This window comes from Plantactinospora mayteni (genome assembly GCF_016862935.1).
Classification (GTDB): domain Bacteria; phylum Actinomycetota; class Actinomycetes; order Mycobacteriales; family Micromonosporaceae; genus Plantactinospora; species Plantactinospora mayteni.
In genome coordinates this window covers 105,533-124,931 of record NZ_BONX01000036.1, presented here as the reverse complement: position 1 = coordinate 124,931, position 19,399 = coordinate 105,533, and the positions used below count along the sequence as shown (strand labels likewise).

At 72.6% G+C, this 19,399-nt stretch carries 14 protein-coding genes and 1 tRNA gene; 14 read left to right on the top strand and 1 reads right to left on the bottom strand.

The features are described from left to right. Positions 1 to 57: 57 nt before the first annotated feature. The 13 genes from Pma05_RS26195 (at position 58) to Pma05_RS26135 (ending at position 18,361) form a co-directional block, all read left to right on the top strand. Positions 58 to 1,140: a substrate-binding domain-containing protein gene (locus Pma05_RS26195; RefSeq protein ID WP_203860135.1), complete on the top strand. Its 1,083-nt coding sequence runs from the start codon at positions 58 to 60 to the stop codon at positions 1,138 to 1,140. Between the two features lie 54 nt (positions 1,141 to 1,194). Further along, positions 1,195 to 2,370 carry a Gfo/Idh/MocA family protein gene (locus Pma05_RS26190; protein WP_203860289.1) on the top strand — a complete coding sequence of 392 codons (1,176 nt, stop codon included), beginning with the start codon at positions 1,195 to 1,197 and terminating at the stop codon, positions 2,368 to 2,370. 778 nt (positions 2,371 to 3,148) lie between these two features. Further along, positions 3,149 to 4,318 (top strand): inositol-3-phosphate synthase, encoded by a 1,170-nt coding sequence (locus Pma05_RS26185; protein WP_203860134.1) that lies wholly within the window; start codon positions 3,149 to 3,151, stop codon positions 4,316 to 4,318. Then, complete coding sequence (locus Pma05_RS26180; protein WP_203860133.1) at positions 4,302 to 5,189, top strand: SCO3242 family prenyltransferase; 888 nt, start codon at positions 4,302 to 4,304, stop codon at positions 5,187 to 5,189. The genes Pma05_RS26185 and Pma05_RS26180 overlap by 17 nt, the downstream gene beginning before the upstream one ends. Then, the gene (locus Pma05_RS26175; RefSeq protein ID WP_203860132.1) at positions 5,186 to 6,127 is read left to right on the top strand and encodes a sugar phosphate isomerase/epimerase family protein; all 942 of its coding nucleotides are present in this window, start codon (positions 5,186 to 5,188) and stop codon (positions 6,125 to 6,127) included. The genes Pma05_RS26180 and Pma05_RS26175 overlap by 4 nt, the downstream gene beginning before the upstream one ends. A 77-nt stretch (positions 6,128 to 6,204) precedes the next feature. Then, a complete protein-coding gene (locus Pma05_RS26170; protein WP_203860131.1) occupies positions 6,205 to 6,891 on the top strand; it encodes an EboA domain-containing protein in 687 nt (228 codons plus the stop codon). Continuing rightward, positions 6,891 to 7,766, top strand: a complete 876-nt coding sequence (locus tag Pma05_RS26165) for a TatD family hydrolase (RefSeq protein ID WP_203860130.1) — start codon at positions 6,891 to 6,893, stop codon at positions 7,764 to 7,766. Before Pma05_RS26170 ends, Pma05_RS26165 begins: the two co-directional genes overlap by 1 nt. After that, a complete protein-coding gene (gene eboE / locus Pma05_RS26160) occupies positions 7,766 to 9,028 on the top strand; it encodes a metabolite traffic protein EboE (RefSeq protein WP_203860129.1) in 1,263 nt (420 codons plus the stop codon). The genes Pma05_RS26165 and eboE overlap by 1 nt, the downstream gene beginning before the upstream one ends. Next, the gene (locus Pma05_RS26155) at positions 9,021 to 10,433 is read left to right on the top strand and encodes an alkaline phosphatase family protein (protein WP_203860128.1); all 1,413 of its coding nucleotides are present in this window, start codon (positions 9,021 to 9,023) and stop codon (positions 10,431 to 10,433) included. The genes eboE and Pma05_RS26155 overlap by 8 nt, the downstream gene beginning before the upstream one ends. Further along, positions 10,430 to 11,497 (top strand): polyprenyl synthetase family protein, encoded by a 1,068-nt coding sequence (locus Pma05_RS26150; protein ID WP_203860127.1) that lies wholly within the window; start codon positions 10,430 to 10,432, stop codon positions 11,495 to 11,497. The genes Pma05_RS26155 and Pma05_RS26150 overlap by 4 nt, the downstream gene beginning before the upstream one ends. A gap of 360 nt (positions 11,498 to 11,857) precedes the next feature. After that, on the top strand, positions 11,858 to 14,746 hold the full coding sequence (locus tag Pma05_RS26145) for a PQQ-dependent sugar dehydrogenase (RefSeq protein WP_203860126.1): 2,889 nt from the start codon (positions 11,858 to 11,860) through the stop codon (positions 14,744 to 14,746). A gap of 72 nt (positions 14,747 to 14,818) precedes the next feature. After that, positions 14,819 to 16,966, top strand: coding sequence for a ThuA domain-containing protein (locus tag Pma05_RS26140; protein WP_203860125.1), 2,148 nt, complete (start codon positions 14,819 to 14,821; stop codon positions 16,964 to 16,966). A gap of 387 nt (positions 16,967 to 17,353) precedes the next feature. Beyond that, positions 17,354 to 18,361, top strand: coding sequence for a sugar phosphate isomerase/epimerase family protein (locus tag Pma05_RS26135; protein ID WP_203860124.1), 1,008 nt, complete (start codon positions 17,354 to 17,356; stop codon positions 18,359 to 18,361). A 166-nt stretch (positions 18,362 to 18,527) separates the two neighbouring features. Here Pma05_RS26135 and Pma05_RS26130 read toward each other — a convergent pair whose 3' ends face one another. Continuing rightward, on the bottom strand, positions 18,528 to 18,887 hold the full coding sequence (locus Pma05_RS26130) for a hypothetical protein (RefSeq protein WP_203860123.1): 360 nt from the start codon (positions 18,885 to 18,887) through the stop codon (positions 18,528 to 18,530). Between the two features lie 257 nt (positions 18,888 to 19,144). On the opposite strand from Pma05_RS26130, the gene Pma05_RS26125 reads away from it, so the two are divergent. Beyond that, positions 19,145 to 19,217, top strand: a tRNA-Asn gene (locus Pma05_RS26125). Positions 19,218 to 19,399: the final 182 nt, after the last annotated feature.

Below are 19,399 nucleotides of genomic sequence, written 5' to 3'. Positions count from 1 at the left end.
GCCGATGGACCCCACCCACCTCACCCCACCCGAAGTCCAGATAACCAGGAGGTCGTCATGACCCAGCACGATCCGCTCCGGCCGGTGCGCGACCTGTCCCGCCGCCGGCTGCTGCTCGGCGGAGCGGCGGTGGGCGCCGGTGCCCTGCTCACCGCCTGCACCAGCAACGACAACGGCTCCGGTGACGGCGGAGGTGAGCAGGTCAAGGCGGCGGACAGCTCGGCCAACCCGAACAGCGCACCCGGGCAGAAGGTCGTGATCGGCTTCTCCGCACCGGCCGCCGACCACGGCTGGCTCGCCGCCATCACCAAGAACGCCGAGGCGCAGGCGAAGGTCTTCTCCGACGTGGAGTTCAAGACCGTGGCCGCCGGTGCGGACGCCGCCGCCCAGCGGGCCGCGCTCTCCACGCTGATCTCGCAGAAGCCGAACGTGATCGTGATGCTGCCGCACGACGGCAAGGAGCTGAACGCCTCCGGGCTGGAGGCGATGAAGGCCGGCATCCCGGTGATCAACCTGGACCGGGCGTTCCCGGACGCGCTGGCGTACCGGCTCCAGATCAAGGGCGACAACTACGGCATGGGTGTCGCGGCCGGCCGCTACATCGGCGAGCAGATGAAGGCCAAGGGGATCACCAACCCGATCATCGGCGAGATCGCCGGCATGGACGAGCTGGAGCTGACCAAGGAGCGCTCCGCCGGCTTCGCCGCCGAGCTGGCCGTTTTCGGCTTCAAGGTGGCCAACCGGCGCGCCGCGCGGTTCACCGCCGACACCGGCCAGAGCGAAGCCTCGCAGCAACTCCAGGCGTTGCCCAAGATGGACGCGCTGTGGAACCACGACGACGACCAGGGCATCGGGGTACTGGCCGCGATCAAGCAGGCCAACCGCACCGAGTTCATCATGGTCGGCGGCGCCGGCTCCAAGGCCGCCATCGACGCGATCGTGGCCGACAACAGCGTCCTGAAGGCAACCGTCACCTACAGCCCCTCGATGGCCTCGTCGGCGATCTCGCTGGCCCGGCTCATCGGCCAGGGCAAGGGCATGTCCGACCTGGTCGAGTTGCAGGTGCCGAAGGAGATCACCTTGGCCTCCGAGACGATCACGAAAGAGAACGCGAGCCAGTACGCCAAGCTCGGGTTCTGACACACCGGGGGGAGACCCACCTTGTCCACGAACGAGAAAGAACTGCGGGTCGGCATGGTCGGCTACGCGTTCATGGGCGCCGCGCACTCGCAGGCGTGGCGGACCGTGAACCGCGTCTTCGACCTGCCGGTACGAGCCCGGATGGCCCTGATCTGCGGCCGGGACGAGTCCAAGGTCGCCGACGCGGCCGGCCGGCTCGGCTGGGAGGGGCACACCACCGACTGGCGTGAACTGATCGCCCGGGACGACATCGACATCGTCGACGTCTGCACACCCGGCGACAGCCACGCCGAGATCACCATCGCGGCCCTGGAGGCGGGCAAGCACGTACTGTGCGAGAAGCCGCTGGCCAACACGGTCGAGGAGGCTCGGGCCATGGTCGCCGCGGCGGCCAAGGCCCAGACGGTGGGCGTACGGGCCATGTGCGGGTTCAACTACCGCCGGGTTCCCGCGGTCAGCCTGATGCGGGAGCTGGTCGCCTCCGGCCGGCTCGGCGTGATCCGGCACGTCCGCGCGGTCTACCTGCAGGACTGGATCACCGACCCGCAGTTCCCGCTGGTCTGGCGGCTGCAAAAGGACAAGGCCGGGTCCGGTGCGCTCGGCGACATCGGGGCGCACATCATCGACCTGACCCAGTTCGTGACCGGTCAGCGGATCACCGGGGTCAGCGCGATCACCGAAACCTTCGTCAAGGAGCGCCCGCTACCCGCCGAGTCGAGCGGACTGGCCGCCTCGGCCGACGGTGCCGGTGCCGCCACGGGGCAGGTCACCGTCGACGACGCGGCGGTCTTCGTGGCCCGGCTCGACGGCGGCGGGCTCGCCACCTACGAGGCGACCCGGTTCGCCACCGGGCGGCGCAACGCGCTGCGGGTCGAGATCAACGGTTCGCTCGGCTCGGTGGCGTTCGACCTCGAGCGCCTCAACGAGCTGGAGTTCTACGACGCCGCCGAGCCCGGCGTCGAGCAGGGCTTCCGGCGGATCCTGGTGACCGAGGGCGACCACCCGTACATGGCGGCGTGGTGGCCGCCGGGGCACATCATCGGGTACGAGCACTCGTTCACGCACGAGCTGCGGGACTTCCTCGCGGCTGTCGCCGCCGGGTCGGACCCGACTCCGTCGTTCACCGACGCGCTCCAGGTCCAGCTCGTGCTGGACGCGGTGGCGCGCTCGGCGGAGCTGGGCTCGTCCTGGACCGGAGTGGAGCCGGTACCCGCCCCGGTCACCGCGTAACCCGTCGACCCGGCGTACGCCGGCTTCCCGCCCGACGTGGCGTGGAGCCGGCACCGCCGGAGAGAGTTGTCCACCCGTCGGGTGGGTTGGCCCGGGCTCGGGCCGGCGGACCCGACCCGAGAAGCTTTCCGGGACGACCGGCGAGGGTCCGGTCGCGGTTGCGCCCCGCGACCGGATGGAGGTCGATCCGGAAGGAGTGCGTACGCGCACGGCGGAGCCCGCTCCAGTCGTCGCGTACGACAGGTGACACGGCCGTCCGGTGTGGCCGGACCGGGATTCCCCGGCCGCACCGGACGCCGGAACCACACCGGCTGACCCCCAACCGGTGGAACCGCCCCGGTCCGACGTCCCGGACCGACCCGAAACCGCGACGCGGGTCCGGCCACCCCCGGCCCGACCGGTCGCCCGACGACTTCGCGCCGGCCCCGCACAGTGGTCGGCGACACAACTCCACACGGAACCGCGACCGGAGCCGGCAACCCCCGCCGACCCGGTCGCCATGGATCGGGGGAGGCAGGACCGCGACGCCGACCGGCCCTGCCTACCAAGCCCCGTCCGCCCGCACGGTCACGGACCCAAGCAGTGTCGTTGCCGCCGACTCCGGCGCTGCCGCACGGGATGTTCCACCGGGGTCGGTCGGGCGGGCGGGGCGCTTTTCTCGGCTACGAGGCAGGATGTCCCGATAGGCGGACTCGGCGGGCGATCCGGCATATCGCCCGGTTCGTCGTACGCCCCCGGTCGGCCCACGGCCGTGCCGGCACCGGAGGGAGGAGCACTGATGCGTACGGGTGTCTGGCTGGTAGGCGGACGTGGTTCGGTCGCGGTGACCAGCACGGTCGGGGCGTTGGCCCTGCGGGCCGGGCTCGCCGAGCCGACGGGTTGCGTGACCGAGCTGCCGGCGCTGCGTACCGCGGCCCTGCCGGCCCTGGCCGACCTGGTCTTCGGTGGGCACGACATCGCCACCACGCCGCTGGTGAAGAAGGCCGAGGCGCTGGCCGAGGCGGGCGTACTGCCGGCCCGGCTGGTGGCGGCACTGGCCGAGGAACTCGGCACGGTCGAGGCCGAACTGCGGCCGGCACCGACCGGTGGCACCCAGGCGGCGGTGATCGAGGCGATCGTCGCCGACCTGACCGGATTCCGCGAACGGCACGGGCTGGACCGGGTGGTGGTGGTCAACGTCTCCTCGACCGAGCCGGCCCCGGCGCCGCATCCGGCACACGCCCGACTCTCCGAACTGGACGTTGCGCTCGCCGAGGGGAGCCCGCTGCCGGCCAGCTCCGCGTACGCGTACGCCGCCTTCACCGCCGGTTGCCCCTATGTGGACTTCACGCCGTCGACCGGCGCCCGACTGCCCGCCCTCGCCGAACTCGCGCAACGGGCCGGCCTCCCGTACGCCGGGCACGACGGCAAGACCGGCGAGACGCTGGTCAAGTCGGTCCTCGCCCCGATGTTCGCCATGCGGCACCTGCGGGTACGGAGCTGGTCCGGCACCAACCTGCTCGGCGGCGGGGACGGCGCCAACCTGGCCGAGCCGGCGGCGAACGCGGCCAAGTCCGCCAGCAAGCAGCGGGTACTCGGCGAGACCCTCGGCTATGTCCCGCAGGGCAACACCCGGATCGAGTACGTCGACGACATCGGGGACTTCAAGACCGCCTGGGACCTGGTCACCTTCTCCGGCTTCCTCGGTACCCCGATGCGGATGGAGTTCACCTGGCACGGCTGCGACTCGTCGCTCGCCGCGCCGCTGGTGCTCGACCTGGCCCGGCTGACCGCCGCCGCGCACCGGGCCGGCCGGACCGGCCCGCTGACCGAGCTGGCGTTCTTCTTCAAGGATCCGCTCGGCGAGGTGCCGCACGCCCTCGCCGAACAGTGGGCCACGCTGCGCGCCTTCGTCCGCGAGCTGGACGCCGAGCCGACTTCGGGAGGCGCGGATGCCGTCACTGCGTGACCTGGCTGAGCTGGTCCGGGCGCCGGCCGCGCTCTCCGTACCCGGGGACGTGGTGGCCGGGGCCGCCGCCGCCGACGCGCTGGACCGCCGGGTACCGGGGCTGGCCGGCGCGTCGGTGCTGCTCTACTGGGCCGGGATGGCCGCCAACGACTGGGCGGACCGCGAACTCGACGCGCGGGAGCGACCGGAGCGGCCGATCCCCAGTGGACGGGTGTCGCCGGGGCTCGCCCTCGGCGTCTCGGCCGGGCTCACCGCCGCCGGGATCGGGCTCGCCGGGCTGGCCGGTGGGCGCCGGGCGCTGGCCGTGGCGGTGCCGCTGGCCGGCGCGGTCTGGGCGTACGACCTGCGAGCCAAGAACACTCCGGCCGGGCCGGCGGTGATGGCCGCCTGCCGGGGGCTGGACGTGCTGCTCGGCGCCAGCGGGGGTCGGGTGGTCCGGGCGGTACCGGCGGCGCTGACGGTGGCCGCGCACACGTACACGGTCACCGAACTCTCCCGGCGGGAGGTCTCCGGCGCGACCCGGACGCTACCGGCCGCGACCCTGGCCGGTACCGCCGCGGTGGCCGCCGCCGCAGTGGCCCGGCGCCGGACCGCCGACCCGGCCCGACCCGCCCGCCACCCCGACTGGCGGACCCTGGTCCCGGCCGCCCTCGCCGGCTGGTACGGCCTCCAGTACGGCACCGCGCAGGCCCGGGTGGCGGCCGACCCGCAGGCGTCCCGGGTCCGGGCCGCGGTCGGCGCCGGCATCACCGGCCTGCCCGCCCTACAGGGCGCGCTGGTCGCCCGGGCCGGCGCCGCGCTGCTCGGCGTCGCGGTCGCCGCCGCCGCCCCGCTCGGCCGCCGCCTCGCCCGACTGGTCTCGCCGACATGACCGCCGCAGCCGGCCCCGCCGCGCCGGACCCGGGCTCGACGGGCGGTCCCGCCGTGCCCGGGCTGCGCTTCGGGTACGGGACCAACGGCTTCGCCAACCACCGGCTGGACGACGCGCTGCGGGTGATCGCCGACCTCGGCTACCAGGGCGTGGCGCTGACCCTCGACCACGACCACCTGGACCCGTTCGGCCCCGAGCTTGCGGCCCGGGTGGCGGCGGTCGGCCGGAGCCTCGCCACGCACGGACTCGGGGTGGTGGTCGAGACCGGGGCCCGCTACCTGCTGGACCCCTGGCACAAGCACGCGCCGACGCTGCTGCACGACGACAACGCGCTGCGGGTCGAGTTCCTCCGCCGGGCCGTCACGATCGGGGCCGACCTGGGCGCCGAGGCGGTCTCCTTCTGGTCCGGGGTACGACCGAGCGGCGTCGACCCGACGACCGCCTGGGACCGGCTGGTCGCCGGCTGTGCCGAGCTGGTCGAGGTCGCCGACGCCGCCGGGATGCCGCTCGGGTTCGAGCCGGAGCCGGGCATGCTGGTGGCCGAGATCGCCGACTGGCGGCGGTTGCGGGACGCCCTCGGTGCCCCGCCCGGCTTCGGCATCACCCTCGACATCGGACACTGCCGGTGCCTGGAGCCACAGCCGGTGCCCGACTGCGTGGCGCAGGTGGCTCCGTACCTGGTCAACGTGCAGATCGACGACATGCGCCGGGGAGTGCACGAGCACCTGGAGTTCGGCACCGGCGAGATCGACTTCCCGCCCGTACTGCGGGCGCTGGCCGAGGCCGGTTACGCCGGGCTGGTCGCCGTCGAGCTGCCCCGGCACTCGCACGCGGCCCCGTCGGTGGCGGCGCACTCGATCGAGTTTCTCCGCACCGCTGCCGCCGACGCCGGGCTCGTGACGGAGCGCATGAGCACCGTGCCGGACCGGGGGCGGTGAACGGCACACCGGACTGAGACGTACGACCCGGGGGGACCGCGACCACCATCCACACCGGAAAGACTGGGGAGGACCGGATGGAACCGGAACCGGAACTGGAACGACTGCGGGCGGCGCTGCTGGCCGTACCCGACGGGCGGCTGCCCGACCGGGACTGGCTGCTCGACCGGGACTGGCTGGCCGAGGCGCTGCGCCGGGTCGGGGCCGAACCGGCCGCGCTCGGCCGGCTCTTCGCGGCGGCCGGCCGCAGGTGCGGGCGGACACCCCTGCCCGACCTGCCGGACTGGACCGCCGACGACGCGGCCCGGGTACTGCTGCTCGCCGCGCTGCCCCCGACCGAGCTGCCCGGTCAGGTCGAGGCCCGCTACCGCGAGGGCGACGCGGCCGAGCGACGGGCGGTGCTGCGTGCCCTGCCGCTGCTGCCGGTCGGCGACGCCGGAGTACCGCTGCTGCACGACGCGATCCGGACCAACGACACCCGGCTGGTCTCCGCCGCCCTCGGCCCGTACTCGACCCGGCTCGACCAGGCCGCCTGGCGGCAGGCGGTACTCAAGTGCGTCTTCACCGGGATCCCGCTGGCCGCCGTGCACCGGCTCCACGACCGGGCCGACGCCGAGCTGGCCACCATGCTGGCCGGCTTCGCCGACGAGCGCCGGGCGGCCGGCCGGGACATGCCGGCCGACGCGACCGCGTTGCTGGCTCGACTGAGCGTGCCGCACCGGTCGGGGACCCCGACCGGGCCGGGCGCGGAGGAGGAGGCGTGATGAGGATCTTCGACCCGCACATCCACATGACCTCGCGGACCACCGACGACTACGAACGGATGGCCGCCGCCGGGGTACGTGCCCTGGTGGAGCCGGCGTTCTGGCTCGGTCAGCCCCGGACCAGCGCCGCTTCCTTCGTCGACTACTTCGACTCGCTGGTCGGCTGGGAGCCGTTCCGGGCCGGCCAGTTCGGCATCCGGCACCACGCCACCATCGCGCTGAACCCGAAGGAGGCCAACGACCCGCGCTGCCGGGAGGTGCTCGACCTGCTGCCCCGCTATCTGGACAAGGACGGTGTGGTGGCGGTCGGCGAGGTCGGCTACGACTCGATGACGCCGGAGGAGGACGAGGTCTTCGCCGCCCAGCTCGCCCTGGCGGTCGCACACGAGCTGCCGGCGCTGGTGCACACCCCGCACCGGGACAAGGCCCGGGGCACCGAACGCAGCCTGGCGGTGGTCGCCGAGTCCGGCCTCGACCCCGGCCGGGTGGTGATCGACCACCTCAACGAGGTGACCGTGCCGCTGGTCCGGGACAGCGGCTGCTGGCTCGGCTTCTCCATCTATCCGGAGACCAAGATGTCGCCGCCGCGGATGGTCGAGCTGCTCCGCACGTACGGCACCGAGCGGATGCTGGTCAACTCGGCCGCCGACTGGGGCCGGTCGGATCCGCTGCTGACCCGGGCCACCGGCGAGGCGATGCTGGCCGCCGGATTCGACGCCGACGACGTCGACCGGGTGCTCTGGCGCAACCCGGTGGAGTTCTACGGCCAGTCCGGCCGGCTGGAGCTGGCCGACGACGAGTCCGCTGGCGAGCCGGCGGGTGAGGCGACACCCGGCACCTTCGAGGGGAACTCGATCCTGCGGGGCGGTAGCTGATGCGGCTGCGGCACGCCGACGGGCAGACGGTGCACCTGAGCTACTGCACCAACGTGCATCCGGCCGAGGACCTGGCCGGGGTGTTGGGGCAGCTCGACACGTACGCGGTGCCGATCCGGGAGCGGTTGGGTGCCGACGTACTCGGGTTGGGGCTGTGGCTGGCCGCGCCGGTGGCGGCCGGGCTCGCCGCCGACCCGCAGACCCGGCGAAAACTGCGCGCCGAGCTGACCGCGCGCGGGCTGGAGGTGGTGACCCTGAACGGGTTCCCCTACCAGTCCTTCCACGCCCCGGTGGTGAAGCAGGCCGTCTACCACCCGGACTGGACCACCCGGGAACGGCTGGTCTACACCCTGAACCTGGCCACCGTACTTGTCGACCTGCTCCCCGACGACGCCGTCCGGGGCTCGGTCTCCACCCTGCCACTGGCCTGGCGGGAGCCGTGGGGGCAGCGCCAGTCCGACCGGGCGGCCCGGGTGCTGGACGAGTTGGCCGCCAAGCTGACCCAGATCGCCTGGCGTACCGGCCGGGCGGTCCGGGTCGGCTTCGAGCCGGAGCCGGGCTGCGTGGTCGAGTCGACCGGCCAGGCGGTCGCCGCACTGTCCCGGGTGGACACCGACCGGCTCGGCATCTGTCTCGACCTGGCCCACCTCGCCTGCGCCTGGGAGCAGCCGGCCGAGGCGCTGGGCCGGCTGCGCGCCGCCGGGCTGCCGGTGGTGAAGGTGCAGGTCTCGGCCGCGCTGGCCGCCGCCGATCCGGTCGCCGCCGCCGACACCCTGCGCGGGTACGTCGAACCGCGCTTCCTGCACCAGACCCGCGCGGAACCGTGTGGCAGGGCCGCCGATCCGGCCGACCCGGCGTACGCCGCCGACGACCTGGACGCGGCGCTCGCCGCCGACCTGCCCGGCGCCTGGCGGGTGCACTACCACGTACCGCTGCACGCCGTACCCGCCGCGCCGCTGGAGTCCACCGTTCCGGTGCTCCGGGAGGCGCTCCGGGAGCTGTTCGCCGGGCCGGTCGCCGGCTGCGACCACCTGGACGTCGAGACGTACACCTGGGGGGTGCTGCCGGCCGCGCAGCGCCCGGGATCGGACGCGGAGCTGGCCGGCGGAATCGCCGCCGAGCTGGCCTTCGCCCGCGACGAACTGGTCACGCTCGGCCTGACCGGGATCCCCGGCGGCCTGACCGGGATCCCCGGCGGCCTGACCGGAATCCCCGGCGGTCCGGCCGCCCCCGCATCCGCGCCGAGGAGGCACGATGGCTGACAGTCCACTGGTCGTGATCGACGTGGTCGGGCTGACCCCCCGGCTGCTGGCCCACATGCCCCGGCTGCGCGCCCTGGCCGACGCCGGCTGCCAGGCCGAACTCGGTACCGTGCTGCCGGCGGTGACCTGCTCGGCGCAGGCGACCCTGCTCACCGGGGCGCTGCCGGCCGAGCACGGCATCGTCGGCAACGGGTGGTATTTCCGGGACCTGGGCGAGGTCTTCCTCTGGCGCCAGCACCACGCGTTGATGGGCGGGGAGAAGGTCTGGCAGGCGGCCCGCCGCGCGCGCCCGGACTACACCGTGGCCAACGTCTGCTGGTGGTACGCGATGGGCGCCGACGTGAACTGGACGGTGACGCCCCGGCCGATCTACTACGCCGACGGGCGCAAGGAGCCGGACTGCTACACCGACCCGCCGGAGCTGCACGACGAGCTGACCGGGAAGTTGGGCGGGTTTCCGCTGTTCACGTACTGGGGGCCGGGGGCGGGACTGCCGTCGTCCCGATGGATCTGCCGGGCCGCCGAGCAGATCATGGTCGAGAAGAATCCCGACCTGACGCTGGTGTACGTCCCGCACCTCGACTACGACCTGCAACGCTTCGGCCCGTCGTCCCCACAGGCGTCGGCCGCCGCGGCCGAACTCGACGCGGTACTCGGTCCGCTGCTGGACGCGGCAGCCGCCCGGAACGCGACCGTGGTGGTGCTCTCGGAGTACGGCATCACCGAGGCGAGCCGGCCGGTGGACGTGAACCGGCTGCTCCGCTCCGAGGGACTGCTCCGGGTCTACACCCAGGACGGGATGGAATACCTCGACCCGTGGACCTCCCGGGCGTTCGCGGTCGCCGACCACCAGATCGCACACGTCTACGTGAAGGACCCGGCCGACGTACCGGCGGTGGCGAAGCTCTGCGCCGGGCTGCCCGGGGTCGCCGAGGTGCTGGACGCCGCCGGCAAGGCGGAACACGGGCTGGACCACGAACGGGCCGGCGAGCTGGTGCTGGTCGCCGAGCCGGACGCCTGGTTCAGCTACTACTACTGGCTGGACGACGCCCGGGCCCCGGACTTCGCCCGGCTGGTGGAGATCCACCGCAAACCCGGGTACGACCCGGCCGAACTCTTCTTCGACCCGGCCGCGCCGGGTGCGGCGAAGCGGCGGGCGGCGGTGGCGCTGGCCCGGAAGAAGCTCGGGATGCGCTACCTGATGAGCGTGGTGGGGCTGGACGCCGGCGCGCGGGCGGTACGCGGCTCGCACGGCCGGCTGCCCGCCGATCCGGCGGACGCCCCGGTGCTGATCTGCTCGGACCGGTCGGCGGCCCGGGACAGCTACCGGGCCACCGAGGTCAAGAGCCTGCTGCTCCGCCTCGCCGACGCCGATCCCGCCGCTGCCCTGGGAGATCGGCCATGACGGCGACCGTGCCGGAGGTGGATCTGGGCGACCTACGGAAGCGCTTCGACGCCCAACTCGTCGCCTTCCTCGACCGGCAGGACCCGGACTGGCCGGACGGCGCCCCCCGGGGCGTCTTCACCACCCTGCACCGGTTCGTGCTGGCCGGCGGCAAGCGGCTGCGCCCGCTCTTCTGCTACTGGGGCTGGCGGGCCGCCGGGGGTGCGGACGGTACGCCGATCGTGGCCGCCGCCGCCGCGCTGGAGCTGTTCCACGCCTTCGCGCTGATCCACGACGACATCATGGACGGCAGCGACCGGCGCCGGGGCGAGCCCTCGGTGCACCGGCTCTTCGCCGACCTGCACGCCCGGTCGGCCTGGCGCGGCGACCCGGCCTCGTACGGCCGCAGCACCGCGCTGCTCTGCGGTGACCTCTGCGCGGCCTGGGCGGACCAGCTCTTCCACGAGTGCGGGCTCTCCCCGGCGGAGGTGCACCAGGGGTACGGCGTCTTCGCGACGATGCGTACCGAGGTGATCGCGGGGCAGTATCTGGACCTGGTCTCCGGGGTGGGGGACGGTTCGGTGGCGAGCGCGCTGACCGTGGTGCGGATGAAGGCGGCCCGCTACACGGTGACCCGGCCGTTGCAGATCGGTGCCGCACTGGCGGCCGGTTCGCCGGAGCTGCTCGGCGCGCTGGCCGCGTTCGGCGACCCGCTGGGCGACGCGTTCCAGCTCCGGGACGACGTGCTCGGGGTCTTCGGCGATCCGGCGCTGACCGGCAAGTCCATCCTGGACGATCTGCGCGAGGGGAAGCCGACGGTGATGATGGCGTTGGCCCGGGGGAGTGCCGACCGGGCCCAGGCGCAGCGGTTGAAGGCGCTCTTCGGCAACCCGGAGCTGGACCCGGACGGCGCCGCCGAGCTGCGATCGATCATCGTGGCGACCGGTGCATTGGACCGGATCGAGCAGATGATCAAGGTACGCACCGACGCCGCGCTGGCGGCGCTGGCCGAGGCGCCGGTCTCCGCCGAGGCCGCCACGGTGCTCGCCACCCTGGCTGCCGAGGCCGTGGAACGGCACGGATAACGCCGCGCGGCGGGGTGGTCGGCCGGACGGTCCACAGTGGCGCGGAGAGGCGCTAGTCGATCACTGGTCCGGCAACTTTTCACCGTGTCGACAAAAGTTCATGTTGGCGTGGCAGAAGGCATAGACACATCCACACATAGAAATTACTGTGTCGAGCACAGCTCAAAGTTGTTACGTCGAGGTAACCGACGGCGCGGTTAGCCCACGACAGCGATCGGCGTACCGGTGTGCCCATGCCGGTCCACGGTCGCGGCTTGGCGGGAACGGCGGCCCCCGGGCGGAGATCCACCCCGACGGCATCTGGCGCGACGGCGAGCGCCCTGCCTGTATCGCAACTGGTCAGGACGGGAGTGCACGACCATGTCTCTCACCCACCATCCCCGCCCACCCGGCCGATCCGGCCGCGCGCATCCGACAGGACCCCGGCGGTGGGCCGGCGGCGCCGCGCTGCTGCTGGCCGCCACCACCCTCCCGGCGGTACTCGCCCCGGCCGCCCCCGCCGTGGCGCACCCGATCACCGCCTCCGACTTCCAGCAGGTGACCCTGGCCCGTGGCGTCGCCGAGGTGGGCGAGCCGATGACCATCGCGGTGCTGCCGGACCGCTCGGTGCTGCACACCGCCCGCAACGGCACGCTGCGCCGCACCGACGCCGCCGGCAACACCGCCGTACTCGGCACCCTGCCGGTCTACACCCACGACGAGGAGGGGTTGCAGGGCGTCGGCGTCGACCCCGGCTTCGCCACCAACCGGCAGATCTACCTCTACTACGCCCCGCCGCTGAGCACGCCGGCCGGTGACGCCCCGGCGAACGGCACCCCCGCGCAGTTCGCGCCGTTCGCCGGGGTGAACCGGCTCTCCCGGTTCACCCTGAACGCCGACTTCACCCTCAACACCTCCAGCCAGGTGACCGTGCTGGACGTACCGGCGGATCGGGGGATGTGCTGCCACGTCGGCGGGGACATCGACTTCGACGCCGCCGGCAACCTCTATCTCTCCACAGGGGACGACACCAACCCGTTCGAGTCCGCCGGCTACGCACCGATCGACGAGCGGACCAACCGCTACCCGGCGTACGACGCGCAGCGCTCGGCCGGCAACACCAACGACCTGCGGGGCAAGATCCTGCGGATCAAGGTGAACGCGAACGGGACGTACTCGATCCCGAGCGGGAACCTCTTCGCACCCGGTACCGCGAACACCCGGCCCGAGATCTTCGCGATGGGCTTCCGCAACCCGTTCCGGATGAGCGTGGACAAGGCCACCGGGCACGTCTACGTCGGCGACTACGGCCCGGACGCCGGCTCCACCAACGCCAACCGGGGCCCGAGCGGGCAGGTCGAGTTCAACCGGATCACCTCGCCCGGCAACTACGGCTGGCCGTACTGCACCGGGACGAACACCAGCACCGAGACGTACAACGAGTGGACCTTCCCGGACGGGCCGGGCGCGGCGAAGTACAACTGCACCGGCGGCCCGACCAACAACTCGTTCCGGAACACCGGCCAGACCACCCTGCCGCCGGCCCGCCCGGCCTGGATCCGGTACGCCGGTGACGCCGGCAGCCCGCCGGAGTTCGGCGGCGGTTCGGAGTCCCCGATGGGCGGCCCGGTCTACCGCTACGACGCGTCGAACCCGTCGACCACCAAGTTCCCGGCCACCTTCGACGGCCAGTTCTTCGCCACCGAGTTCGGCCGGGGCTGGATCAAGCCGATCCACGTCAACGCCGACGGCTCGCCCGGCACCATCGACACCTTCCCGTGGGTCGGCAAGCAGGTGATGGACTCGGCGTTCGGGCCGGACGGCTCCTACTACCTGCTCGACTACGGCACCGGCTACTTCAACGGGGACGCCAACTCGGCGCTCTACCGCTTCGACTACGTCGGCGGCGGCAACCGGGCCCCGACCGCGGTGGCCAGCGCCAACCCGACCTCCGGGGTGGCACCGCTGACCGTCACCTTCTCCTCGGCCGGCTCGTCCGACCCGGAGGGCGGGGCGCTGACCTACTCCTGGGCGTTCGGTGACGGCACCACGTCGACGGCGGCGAACCCGACGAAGACGTACGCCGCGAACGGCACCTACACGGCGACGCTGACCGTACGCGACCCGGCCGGCGCCACCGGCACCGCCAGCGTCACCATCGGGGTCGGCAACACCGCGCCGACGGTGACCATCACCGCCCCGGCCAGCGGGCAGCTCGTCGCCTTCGGTGACGCGGTGCCGTTCTCGATCACCGTCACCGACCCGGAGGACGGCACCATCGACTGCTCCCGGGTCAAGATGACCTACGTGCTGGGCCACGACAGCCACGGCCACCAGATCACCTCGGCCACCGGCTGCACCGGCACCATCACCATCCCGGTCGACGGTGAGCACGACGACGCGGCGAACATCTTCCCGATCTTCGACGCCGAGTACACCGACCGGGGCGGGCTGACCACGCACGCCCAGCACGAGCTGACCCCGAAGCACCGGCAGGCCGAGCACTACGAGACCTCGTCCGGGGTGAACAAGTTCGCCAAGGCGGCGGCCGAGGGCGGCCAGACCGTCGGCGACATCAACAACGGTGACTGGATCGCCTTCACGCCGTACCGGCTGGCGGGCGCCACCTCGTTCAGCGCCCGGGTCTCGTCGGCCGGTGCCGGCGGCACCATCCAGCTCCGGGCCGGCTCCGCCACCGGCGCCATACTGGGCAGCGCCACCGTGCCGGTTACCGGCGGCTGGGACACCTTCACCACCGTCACCGGCACCATCGCCAACCCGCCGGCCGGCACCACCACGCTCTACCTGACCTTCGCCGGCTCCGGCACCGGTGCCCTCTACGACGTGGACGCCTTCACCGTCAACACCGGCAGCTCCGGTGGGGGCGGCGGCACCGGCCCGATCGTCGGGCTGGCCGGGAAGTGCCTGGAGATCGAGGCCGGCGGCACCGCCGACGGCAGCCAGGCGCAGATCTGGACCTGCACCGGATCGGCACACCAGACCTGGACGAGGAACGGCCAGACCCTGCGTACCCTGGGCAAGTGTCTGGACGTCTCCGGCGCCGGCACCGCGAACGGCACCAAGATCCAGCTCTGGACCTGCAACGCCACCGCCGCCCAGAACTGGGCCCCGCAGGCCGACGGCTCGCTGCGCAACTCCGGCTCGGGCAAGTGCCTGGACGTCTCCAACAACAGCTCCGCCGACGGGCAGAACGTGCACCTCTGGGACTGCATAGCCGGTGCCGCCAACCAGAAGTGGACCCTGCCCTGACGTAGCCGGACGGGCGCCCGCCCCGCACCCGGCGGGCGCCCCTCCCCACCGCCCCTCCAGAGGAGAGCGACGATGCGACTGTTCCGCAGCAGAACCCGGAAGACGATCCGTCCCAGCCTGGCCATCGCCACCACCACGCTCGCGGTGCTGGCCTGTACCACCGTGCCGGCCGGTCCGGCCAGCGCCGCCGACGCCCCCTACGACGTACTGGTCTTCTCCAAGACCGCCGGGTTCCGGCACGACTCGATCGCCGCCGGTACCCAGGCGATCCGGGAACTCGGCGCGGCGAACAGCTTCACCGTGACCGCCACCGAGGACGCCGCCCAGTTCACCACCGCCAACCTCGCCCAGTACGAGGTGGTGGTCTTCCTGAACACCACCGGCGACACCCTGAACGCCAGCCAGCAGACCGCCTTCGAGTCGTACATCCGCAGCGGGAAGGGCTATGTCGGGGTGCACGCCGCCGCCGACACCGAGTACGACTGGCCGTTCTACGGCAACCTGGTCGGGGCGTACTTCGCGTCGCACCCGGCGATCCAGCAGGCCAACGTGAAGGCGGTGGACCGGGGGCACGCGGCAACGGCCCACCTGCCGCAGACCTGGACCCGCACCGACGAGTGGTACAACTACCGCACCAACGCCCGGTCCAGTGCCCGGGTGCTGGCGACGCTGGACGAGTCGTCGTACTCCGGTGGCGGGATGGGGGCGGACCACCCGCACGCCTGGTGCAAGACGTACGAGGGCGGGCGCTCCTTCTACACCGGCGGCGGGCACACCCAGCAGTCGTACGCCGAGCCGGCGTTCCGGGCGCACCTGCTCGGCGGCATCCGGTACGCGGCCGGCCGGACCAAGGCAGACTGCCGGCCCGAGTCCGGCTACACCACCCTCTACAACGGCTCCACCACCGGCTGGTCCCAGGCCGGGCCGGGCAACTTCACCAACTCGGACGCCACGCTGACCTCGGTCGGCGGCATGGGCCTCTACTGGTACAGCGCCAAGCAGTTCACCTCGTACTCGCTGAAGCTGGACTGGCGGATGGCCGGCGACGACAACTCCGGAGTCTTCATCGGCTTCCCACCGTCGTCCGACCCGTGGTCGGCGGTGGACAACGGCTACGAGATCCAGATCGACGCCACCGACGCGGCCGACCGGACCACCGGCGCGGTCTACACCTTCAAGTCCGCGGACATCGCGGCCCGGGACGCCGCGCTCAACCCGCCCGGCGAGTGGAACAGCTACGAGCTGCTGGTCGAGGGGGAGCGGCTGCGGATCTACCTCAACGGGGTACTGATCAACGACTTCACCAACACCAACCCGGTACGGTCGCTGGCCGGGCACATCGGCATCCAGAACCACGGCACCGGCGACGACGTCTCGTTCCGGAACATCCGGATCAAGGAACTCGGCGGCGGCCCCGGCCCGGACCCGGGCCAGAACACCACGATCCAGGCCGAGGCGTTCAGCGCGCAGAGCGGGGTCCAGGTGGTCGGCAAGGCCGGCGCCAACGGCGGGTCGACGATCGGGTACCTGGACCCGGGTGACTGGGCCGCGTACAACGGGCAGAACCTGACCGGGGTCACCTCGCTGCGGGCCCGGGTCGTCTCCGGCGGTGCCGGCGGCACCCTCCAGGTCCGGACCGGTTCGCAGACCGGCCCGGTGCACGGCACCGCGACGATCTCCAACACCGGCGGCTGGGAGAGCTACGCCGAGGTCAGCACCGCGCTGACCGGGGTACCGACCGGCACCCAGAACCTCTACCTCACCGTCGCCGGCTCCGGCACCGGACTGTACGACGTCGACGAGTTCACCCTGGTCCGCTCGACCACCGGTGGCGGCGGGACCGGGCCGGTGGTCGGGCTGGCCGGCAAGTGCCTGGAGATCGACGGTGGCGGCACCGCCGACGGTACCCAGGCACAGATCAGCACCTGCGTCGCCAACTCGGCCCGGCAGACCTGGACGCGCACCGGCCAGACCCTGCGGGCCCTCGGCAAGTGCCTCGACGTCTCCGGCTCGGGCACGGCGAACGGTACCAAGATCCAGCTCTGGACCTGCAACTCCAGCGGGGCACAGAACTGGGCCGCCCAGGCCGACGGCACGCTGCGCAACCCCGGCTCGGGCAAGTGCCTGGACGTCTCGAACAACAGCTCGGCGGACGGCCAGGACGTACACCTGTGGGACTGCATCGCCGGTGCCGCCAACCAGAAGTGGACGTTGCCCTGAGATAGGCGGGTAGCGGGCGGCGCGCATCCCCACCACCCGCCCGGCGCGACCCCGCCGCCCCCCGTCTCGCCCCGTCCTCCCGGACACCTCCGGTCCGGGAGGCGGGGCTCTGGTCCGCTCGCCCCGGCCATCGGCGGACCTCGGCCGTCGGGTCGGGGCTTCCTTGGGCCGGGCGGCACGGCCTAGAGTGGTCGTGGCGATCCCCGGCGCTGGCCGGTGACCGGGCGGGAGGCGCAACCCGTCCGGCCCAGGTGCGGTTGCGCACGTGCCGACCACACCGCCGGGGGAGTTCCCGCCACCGTCCAGGGTCGGTCACCCTCGCCCCGGTCCACCGGCACCGTGCCCGGCGCAGTCGCGAATCCCGCGTGATCAACAGGGAGAAAGACCATGGCGCGACCCATCACGCTCTTCACCGGCCAGTGGGCCGACCTACCGTTCGAGGAGGTGTGCCGGCTCGCCTCGGAGTGGGGCTACGACGGGCTGGAGATCGCCTGTTGGGGTGACCACTTCGAGGTCGACAAGGCGCTCGCCGACGACTCGTACGTCGACCGCAAGCGGGAGACGCTGGCCAAGTACAACCTCAAGGTCTGGACGATCTCCAACCACCTGGTCGGGCAGGCGGTCTGCGACCACCCGATCGACGAGCGCCACCAGGACATCCTGCCGGCCCGGATCTGGGGCGACGGGGAGCCGGAGGGGGTCCGACAGCGGGCCGCCGAGGAGATCAAGGACACCGCCCGGGCGGCGGCGAAGCTCGGCGTGAAGACCGTCGTCGGGTTCACCGGCTCGTCGATCTGGCACACCCTGGCGATGTTCCCGCCGGTACCGCCGTCGATGATCGAGCGGGGCTACCAGGACTTCGCCGACCGGTGGAACCCGATCCTCGACGTCTTCGACGAGGTCGGGGTGCGGTTCGCGCACGAGGTGCACCCGAGCGAGATCGCGTACGACTACTGGACCACCCGGCGGACCCTGGAGGCGATCGGGCACCGGCCGGCGTTCGGGCTGAACTGGGACCCGTCGCACTTCGTGTGGCAGGAGTTGGACCCGGTGAACTTCATCTTCGACTTCGCCGACCGGATCTACCACGTCGACTGCAAGGACGCGAAGGTGCGTACCGGGGACGGGCGGCGGGGCCGGCTCGCGTCGCACCTGCCCTGGGCGGACCTGCGCCGGGGCTGGGACTTCGTCTCGACCGGGCACGGCGACGTGCCGTGGGAGGACTCGTTCCGGGCGCTGAACGCGATCGGCTACGACGGTCCGATCTCGATCGAGTGGGAGGACGCCGGGATGGACCGCTTGGTCGGTGCCCCCGAGGCGTTGCAGTTCGTCCGGCGGCTCGCCTTCGACGCGCCGAGCGCGGCCTTCGACGCCGCGTTCAGCAGCAAGGAGTGAGACGACACCGCCGACGGCACGGAGTGACCGTGGCGTAGCCGCCCGGTGCGATCGCGCACGGTGCGGGACCGGCCCGATCCCGGGTCGGCCCCGCACCGGTCACGCGGGGTGGCACACCTGCTCGGAACGTGTCGTGCGGCTGGTCAGTAGCGAGTCGCCCCGCTGCTCAGAACGTGGTGCCGTTCGCTCCCGACGCCGCCCGGGAGGCGGGGGCGGTCGTCGAGGACTTCGTACCCGATCCGACGGTCGCGTCCGTGCGCCCGCCGTCGCCGGTGCCCGAGTCGGCCGGGGTGCCGTTACCCAGGGCGAACCTCTCGCCCAGCCGGGTGTGGCTGAGTCGGTCCCTGCCCTCGGTGTACAGCCGGGAAGCCTGGGCCTGAGCCACCCCGGCCGCCTCCTGCACCGTCGGGTGGTCGAGGACCTTGCGACCCTTGAGAACCAACTCCTCGTACCTCTCCCGGCCCGCGCGGGCGCCCAGGACGAAGCCCACAGCCAGCCCGCCGACGAACCACAGCTTTCCGCGCATGACGGCTCCTCTCCGTGTTCTGACGCGGTCAGCGCCCCCGGCACCGCCGGTGGGCGACCGTGTCGCGCCTGCGTCATCTGTCCCCAGGTCCGTACCCATCCTCCTCCGATGTCATGCCTGCTTGTGGCCCCCATGCCGTTTTGTCCAGATATCTTCCCTGCCTCGTCCGGCGATAACCCGGTAGCCCCGCACCCCCACCTGTCCTGTACTCTTGTCCCGTCGCACCGCCCCGGAGAGATCCAGTGCCGGGCAGGCGATCCCCCGTAGCTCAATTGGCAGAGCAGCCGGCTGTTAACCGGCAGGTTTTTGGTTCGAGTCCAAACGGGGGAGCTTTCCCAACATCCCGCCCGTCGGCCCCGCCGACGGGCATCGTCATATCTGGGGTCCGTCCGGCCTCCGGCCTCGGCACCCGCCAGCCCACGGCAGCGGTCGCTCGGGCCGACTCCGGGCGGGCCGGGAGAACCGGAACACCAGCCGGGCCGGACAGCACGACCACGACGGTCGACTGCCCG

Coding starts and splice junctions, on each gene's coding strand:
- Pma05_RS26190 (WP_203860289.1), top strand. CDS start 1,195: ATGGTCGGCTACGCGTTCATGGGCGCCGCGCACTCGCAGGCGTGGCGG.
- Pma05_RS26175 (WP_203860132.1), top strand. CDS start 5,186: ATGACCGCCGCAGCCGGCCCCGCCGCGCCGGACCCGGGCTCGACGGGC.
- Pma05_RS26195 (WP_203860135.1), top strand. CDS start 58: ATGACCCAGCACGATCCGCTCCGGCCGGTGCGCGACCTGTCCCGCCGC.
- Pma05_RS26180 (WP_203860133.1), top strand. CDS start 4,302: ATGCCGTCACTGCGTGACCTGGCTGAGCTGGTCCGGGCGCCGGCCGCG.
- eboE (WP_203860129.1), top strand. CDS start 7,766: ATGCGGCTGCGGCACGCCGACGGGCAGACGGTGCACCTGAGCTACTGC.
- Pma05_RS26185 (WP_203860134.1), top strand. CDS start 3,149: ATGCGTACGGGTGTCTGGCTGGTAGGCGGACGTGGTTCGGTCGCGGTG.
- Pma05_RS26155 (WP_203860128.1), top strand. CDS start 9,021: ATGGCTGACAGTCCACTGGTCGTGATCGACGTGGTCGGGCTGACCCCC.
- Pma05_RS26130 (WP_203860123.1), bottom strand. CDS start 18,887: ATGCGCGGAAAGCTGTGGTTCGTCGGCGGGCTGGCTGTGGGCTTCGTC.
- Pma05_RS26140 (WP_203860125.1), top strand. CDS start 14,819: ATGCGACTGTTCCGCAGCAGAACCCGGAAGACGATCCGTCCCAGCCTG.
- Pma05_RS26135 (WP_203860124.1), top strand. CDS start 17,354: ATGGCGCGACCCATCACGCTCTTCACCGGCCAGTGGGCCGACCTACCG.
- Pma05_RS26170 (WP_203860131.1), top strand. CDS start 6,205: ATGGAACCGGAACCGGAACTGGAACGACTGCGGGCGGCGCTGCTGGCC.
- Pma05_RS26150 (WP_203860127.1), top strand. CDS start 10,430: ATGACGGCGACCGTGCCGGAGGTGGATCTGGGCGACCTACGGAAGCGC.
- Pma05_RS26165 (WP_203860130.1), top strand. CDS start 6,891: ATGAGGATCTTCGACCCGCACATCCACATGACCTCGCGGACCACCGAC.
- Pma05_RS26145 (WP_203860126.1), top strand. CDS start 11,858: ATGTCTCTCACCCACCATCCCCGCCCACCCGGCCGATCCGGCCGCGCG.